The organism is Marinomonas ushuaiensis DSM 15871, assembly GCF_000521805.1.
GTDB lineage: Bacteria > Pseudomonadota > Gammaproteobacteria > Pseudomonadales > Marinomonadaceae > Marinomonas > Marinomonas ushuaiensis.
The window spans coordinates 36483-43392 of record NZ_JAMB01000019.1 but is presented as its reverse complement, the minus strand read 5'-3'; the positions used below and the strand labels follow the sequence as shown (position 1 = coordinate 43392).

Annotated in this window: 5 protein-coding genes; 2 read left to right on the top strand and 3 right to left on the bottom strand. The window is 41.8% G+C overall.

The genetic code is table 11. The features are described from left to right. Positions 1 to 189 precede the first annotated feature (189 nt). The 3 genes from MUS1_RS14725 to MUS1_RS14715 all read right to left on the bottom strand — a co-directional run bounded on the left by MUS1_RS14725 (position 190) and on the right by MUS1_RS14715 (position 4030). Positions 190 to 1707 carry a fumarate hydratase gene (locus tag MUS1_RS14725; protein ID WP_036163821.1) on the bottom strand — a complete coding sequence of 506 codons (1518 nt, stop codon included), beginning with the start codon at positions 1705 to 1707 and terminating at the stop codon, positions 190 to 192. Positions 1708 to 1885: 178 nt separating this feature from the next. Further along, positions 1886 to 3532 (bottom strand): DUF2786 domain-containing protein, encoded by a 1647-nt coding sequence (locus tag MUS1_RS14720; RefSeq protein ID WP_245595826.1) that lies wholly within the window; start codon positions 3530 to 3532, stop codon positions 1886 to 1888. A 54-nt stretch (positions 3533 to 3586) separates the two neighbouring features. Continuing rightward, the gene (locus MUS1_RS14715) at positions 3587 to 4030 is read right to left on the bottom strand and encodes an HIT domain-containing protein (protein ID WP_036163817.1); all 444 of its coding nucleotides are present in this window, start codon (positions 4028 to 4030) and stop codon (positions 3587 to 3589) included. Between the two features lie 87 nt (positions 4031 to 4117). Here MUS1_RS14715 and MUS1_RS14710 point away from each other — a divergent pair, with 87 nt between their 5' ends. Then, positions 4118 to 4987, top strand: coding sequence for an SMP-30/gluconolactonase/LRE family protein (locus MUS1_RS14710; RefSeq protein ID WP_036163815.1), 870 nt, complete (start codon positions 4118 to 4120; stop codon positions 4985 to 4987). Between the two features lie 60 nt (positions 4988 to 5047). After that, positions 5048 to 6772, top strand: coding sequence for a proline--tRNA ligase (locus MUS1_RS14705; RefSeq protein ID WP_036163814.1), 1725 nt, complete (start codon positions 5048 to 5050; stop codon positions 6770 to 6772). Positions 6773 to 6910 lie beyond the last annotated feature (138 nt).

Sequence of the window (6910 nt, the reverse complement as noted above, 5' to 3'; positions counted from 1 at the left end):
AGCGAGCGCCCACACAAATTATCTGTTTAAATTCTTAAAGAGCGCATCCAAGCCATTTGCCTGAACGAGCTGCGTATAATACAGATTAAAATACATGATGCAACACTATCAGTGCCAAAAACATAAAAAAGGCCTCAATTCTCATTGAAGCCTTTTTAACAATCTAATCTGCTTTACTAAAAAATCAATTTATTTGATTTCTAAAGCCTGCGTTTCAATACGAGCTTTCCATTCAGCCGGACCTGTAATATGTACAGAAGTACCTGCAGAATCGACCGCAACCGTCACTGGCATATCAACAACATCAAACTCATAAATAGCCTCCATCCCTAACTCTGGAAATGCGACAACATCAGCCTTCTTTATCGCTTTAGAGACTAAATAAGCAGCACCACCAACAGCCATAAGATACACAGCACCAAATTCTTTGATCGCCTCAATGGCAACAGGGCCGCGTTCAGATTTACCTATCATGCCAAGCAAACCCGTCTTATCAAGAATGGTACGAGTAAATTTATCCATACGCGTTGCTGTGGTTGGACCAGCGGGTCCAACAGCTTCGTCTCTTACAGGGTCCACAGGACCAACGTAATAGATAAAGCGACCCTTTAGGTCAACTGGAAGCTCTTCACCATTCGCCAACATCTCAACCATTTTCTTATGAGCAGCGTCACGACCTGTTAACATTTTACCGTTCAACAGAACCGTTTCGCCTGGCTGCCATTCTTTTACTTGCTCAGGTGTGATTTCGTTTAAATTGACACGACGAACACTCTCTCCCACCTCCCAAGTAATTTTAGGCCAATCATCAAGTGAAGGTGGAACCAAATCAGCAGGACCAGAACCATCTAATACGAAATGAGCATGACGCGTTGCAGCACAGTTAGGAATCATAGCCACAGGAAGCGACGCTGCATGCGTTGGGTAGTCCATAATTTTGACATCAAGTACCGTCGTCAATCCACCTAAACCTTGAGCACCAATACCAAGCTTATTCACCTCATCAAAAATAGCCAAACGAAGCTCTTCAACACGAGTCTTTGCTCCACGCGCTTTTAGGTCATGGATATCAATAGGCTCCATTAGTGATTCTTTCGCCATAACCATGGCTTTTTCAGCAGTACCGCCAATACCTATACCTAACATACCTGGTGGGCACCAGCCCGCACCCATTGTAGGAACCGTCTTCTTAACCCATTCAACAATATCATCTGAAGGATTCAGCATAGCAAGCTTAGATTTATTCTCTGAACCACCGCCTTTAGCAGCAACATGAATCTCAACTGTATCACCAGGAACAACTTCCATATGAATAACAGCTGGAGTGTTGTCTTTGGTGTTTTTGCGAGCGCCAGCAGGATCCGCAAGAATAGATGCACGCAACACATTATCCGGATGAAGATAAGCACGTCGAACACCTTCGTTAATCATGTCAGTCACACTCTTAGTGCCTTCCCACTGAACATTCATACCAATTTTAACAAATACTGTGACTATGCCCGTATCCTGACAAATAGGACGTTTACCTTCTGCACACATTCTAGAGTTAATTAAAATTTGCGCCATAGCATCTTTGGCCGCCTGGCTTTCTTCTCGCTCATACGCTTCATGTACGGCGTTAACAAAATCCAGAGGATGGTAATAAGAGATAAATTGTAGCGCGTCTGCAACGCTATCAATTAAATCATCTTCTTTAATAATGCTCATGCTTCTCTCCTGCTGAGTATTACGATTGAATCGAAGATGAAATGGTAAAAGATGCAGACACGCAAAGAAAGCATTAAGGCGAATTTTAGACAAATATACCCCTCATCAACTACATGAATGAGAGGTATATTAAAAAATTGATATAAGCTTTGCAGAAACCTAAGAGATTAAATCAACTCTACCTACTTACCTTTTGATCAGATTTTGGCTTTTGAACCGAGTGTTGAATATACTCTTCCAAGATTTGAGCAGTAAATTCCTCCCGCTCCGACAGTGAAGAAATACGCTCCGCCTCCCAGTTAATTAAACGAATAAATACTGAATATTTTTTAATAAATCCATAACCAATATCCCTTACACCAACACCATTAATTTCCATTAAATAAATTACTTGCTCGAGGTTTTTTCGAGTTTCGAATTGCCCACCCTCACTTGCAGCAATCAATAAACGCTGAATATGCTGTATAGGGTTTTCAGAGGACTTCGATTCATTTTTAGAAAGAGATGACGATAAAAATTTATCTAACATATTCTCAGTATGGGTCTCTCTTTCATGAACATCCAAAATCAAAGCAGATTCACGCTCCAACAAACGAATAAATAAACTTTTATTTTTAATATCTGAAAATTCTAAATCCTTTAACGAAAGATTATTCTTCTCCATAATATCGATAACACTATCATAAGATGCCACTGCACTCTCCCCAACAACCGAGGTAGCCAGAGCCAAATGCTGACGTAGTTCATGCATGATTTTAGCGGCACGATAATCTTCCTTTCTCTGAAGGTGCTGCTTAAATAACTCTTGACTCTTTTCTAGATCTTGGAGAACTGACTCATACCCTTGAACCGCCTCCTGCTCTTCTCTTAGACAGGCCATTCGAACACGAGTACAACTTCCCACCCATGCTTCATAAGATCTTGCCCTTGCCTGAAAAGCCCTTTCTATTGCCTCTTCAAAACTTTGCTCAATTCGAGCTCGATCCGAGCGCTCTTGAATTTCCGATTGCTCGTGCTCATAACGCTTTTGTTTTTTAACTTTTAGGCTCTCCTGCGCCAAAGAAAGCTGAACATTTAATGATTCAATGTCTGAGTGCGTTTTCGCCTCATCAAAACCAGTTAGTTTTTCATATACTTTCGACCAATAACCATCCTCGACAAAAGGCAAACTAGGGTCACTAGTTGCGTACTGTGCCTTTAACGCCTCTGAAAATTCATGCCCTGGGCGAAATACTTCAGCAGCATTAATGACATTATCATTAGATGACGTATAACTTGACGTATGAGCTTGATCACAACCCTGAGCCGACAACTTCTCTTCCACCTCTAAATCCAACTCAAAATCATCCGATATACCATCCATCACCATCTCATCTACCAAATCATCATTTTGATCAAAATTCTGCTTATCTATCTCCTCGCTTGATAACTCTGCATCGTAAAATCCATCAAGATCCATATCATCAAGAATCGTTCGAACAGACTCATAAGCTCGATCAGGGTCGACATATTTTTCAGCGCCGGCCCCCTTTTCACTAAAGCGACGCTGATAAACAGAACCTTCTGAGAAGGTTTTGATTACACTTTCTTTTTTGTGCTGAGGAGCACTTCCACCCCAACTAACTTTATAAAGCATAGCTTGATCACACAATTGCAAAATAGGCAGCTCTCCTTGAGAGATACTGTATTGTCTAATCAATGATTCAGCATGGCGTAATGCCATAGTGGACTCGCTAGCATTAGACGAAGTTGCCAAATTAAATAATTTAACAAGCTTTTGGACTGCCTTCTTCCTTCTGCGTATGCTCATAAAAAATGCTTCCAAATTGGCTGAAATTCACTCTCATATTATATAGAGCACTATTTTCAGAGCGCCTTACTAATAGTATAAATCTGCCTTATTGCTAGGCAATTTCAAATCGTCGCTCAGTAATGACTGAACCTTTTGCAAGATTTCAGCCAAGTTTTCCTTTGTATAAGAAACCGCAGGGAATTGCCCCCAAACAGGCCCAGGCCAACACAAATCTGTTGTGTAACGTACAATATGATGAAGGTGCAATTGAGGCACTTGATTGCCGAGAGCGGCAACATTTAACTTTGCCGCAGAAAAAGCATCATGCAGGGTTTCTGATAACAAACAACTTTCTGCCATCAACAACTGCCGATCCCCTTCCACCAGCTGATAAATCTCAGTGATGTCATTACGCTGAGGCACAAGCACAAACCAAGGGAACTGAGCATCATTAATCAAACGAAGTTGACACAATAAAAAATGCCCGACAAGAATAGAATCACGCTCTAATACAGGATTTAACTCAAACATCTTTATAGATTCCTACTTTACAAAAAAGGCTTTCATAAGCACTATAGCACCCTAAAATTTAAAATCACTCAGAGACTTGGAGCTCACATGACAACAATGCAATGTGTCTTGGATGCACAAGCAAAATTAGCAGAATGCCCTCGCTGGGACGAACACACCCAAACCCTATATTTTGTCGATATTGATGCGTTTAAATTACACGCTTACAATACCCAGTTAAAAACATTAGAAACACGCATTTTTGATGAAGAGATAGGTTGTTTTTCACTAAATGAAAAAGGCGGCTTCATTGCTGCTTTTCGAACTGGCGTATACACCTTTGCGGATTTACATGCACCATTACAAGTTTACTGGCTAGCAACCTACGACAAAAAAACAACTCGTTTCAATGATGGTCGCTGCGATGCAAAAGGTCGCTTCCTTGCTGGAACAATGTATTCACCGAAAGATGCATTTAAAGGTGCGTTACATCAATTTAGCCAAGGCCAAGAAAAGCTCATCGACCAAGCCGCTTGGACTTCAAATGGTTTGGCCTTTTCCCCAGACAACAAAATCATGTACTACTCGGATACACCAAATCACGTGGTTTATCAGTTTGATTATGACCTTGAAAGTGGAACCGCATCTAACAAGCGTATTTTCATTGAGTTCCCACGTGGCAATGGTCGTCCAGATGGTGCTGCTGTCGATATGGAAGGAAACTATTGGTCTGCACTGTATCAAGGCCAGCGCGTTGTGAAAATAAGTCCTGCAGGAGACATTCTAGAAGAGTATCCTGTACCGGCAACCTATCCAACAATGGTAGCATTCGGCGGACCCGATATGAGCACATTGTTCATAACGACATGTCGCTCAGCACAAACCGAAGAAGAACTGAAAGAATTCCCCCAAGCCGGTGGGATTTTTGCCATTACAGTTAATACAAAAGGCCAATACGAACCAAAATTTGCTGGTTAACAACTTAACTTTAAGCAATTTAACCTTAAAAACCTTAACTTTAAAATAGACAGAATTATCATGCGCGCAAGCAATTATTTATTTTCTACCCTACGTGATGCACCAACAGATGCCGTGGTTGCAAGCCATCAATTAATGGTTCGTGCCGGTATGATCCGACAACTATCTAAAGGCCTATACACTTGGTTGCCGACTGGACTAAAAGTACTTCGCAAAGTCGAAAACATTGTCCGTGAAGAAATGGAAAGAGCAGGCTCTCTTGAAGTGATTATGCCAGGCGTACAACCGGCAGAACTATGGCAAGAAACTGGCCGCTGGCAGAAATACGGTGCTGAACTACTTCGCCTACAAGATCGCCATGGTCGTGATTATTGCCTTGGGCCAACACACGAAGAAGTCATCACAGACCTTGCGCGAAATGAACTCACTAGCTACAAACAACTACCAATGAATTTCTTTCAAATTCAGACAAAATTTCGTGATGAAGTTCGACCACGCTTTGGCGTAATGCGCGCACGCGAATTCTGTATGAAAGACGCTTATTCATTTCACGTAGGCGAGGAATCACTACAAGAAACCTACGACATTATGCATCAAGCGTATTGCAATGTATTTGATCGAATTGGCTTAGATTACCGCCCAGTACTTGCGGATACAGGTAGTATTGGTGGCGCGTACTCTCATGAATTCCATGTGCTAGCCGAATCTGGCGAGGATGATATCGCTTTTAGTGATACTTCTGATTTCGCTGCCAACGTAGAACTTGCTGAAGCGGTATGCCTGAAATCAAAAGCAGACGCACCGACACAAGAATTGGCTGAGGTTCTGACACCTGATTGCAAAACAATCCAACAAGTTGCAGAGTTCCTTAAACTTGATGTCACAAAAACTGTCAAAACGATGTTAGTCAAAGGCTTAGATGACAATGAGCAAGCAACTATTGTTGCTCTTGTCTTGCGTGGCGACCACAACATTAACGAATTAAAAGTAGAGAAAATAAACGGTATCGTCTCTCCTTTTGAATTCGCGGATGAAGCAGACATCATTAATAAAATTGGCTGCGCTCCCGGCTCAATTGGCCCTAAAGACTTAAAAGAAAAAGGCATTCAAGTGATTGCCGATCGATCAGCTGCCATCATGTCTGATTTCTGTGCAGGTGCAAACAAAGACGACTACCATTTTACGGGTTTGAACTGGGAAAGAGACTGCCCTGATTTTGAAACCGCTGACTTGCGTAACGTCGTTGAAGGCGACCCATCACCAGACGGAAAAGGCACAATCGTTATTAAGCGTGGCATTGAAGTAGGTCATATTTTCCAGCTTGGCCAACAATATGCGGAAGCATTAAAAGCCACAGTCCTAGATGAGAACGGTAAAGCCAAAGTCATGCACATGGGCTGTTATGGCATTGGCGTATCTCGAATTGTAGCTGCTGCTATTGAGCAAAACTTTGATGATAAAGGCATTTTATGGCCTGCTAATATCACACCTTTTGATGTTGTCATTGTGGCAATGAATTACGATAAATCAGAAGCTGTACGTGACGAATGTGATCGTTTATATACCGAACTGAAAGCAAAAGGCTTAGACGTATTACTTGATGATCGAAAAGAGCGCCCAGGCGTTAAATTTGCGGATTGCGAATTAATCGGCATCCCTCATCGCCTTGTTGTTGGTGACAAAGGATTAGCAAATGGCACCCTTGAATATAAAAACCGTACTCAAGGCGAAAATGAAGACGTAGCCATCGAAGACGCTGTCGACTTTATTGTCGCTAAGAAATAAAAAGCATCAAAAAATAGGCAACACAAAAGCGCTACAGAGGTTCAGCAATCAACATGATTTGCTGAATCTCTCGCTAATGACCCATGAAGCACCCCACTCTCTTTTTAAGCGGACAACCACACAATAAATAGGAAGCCA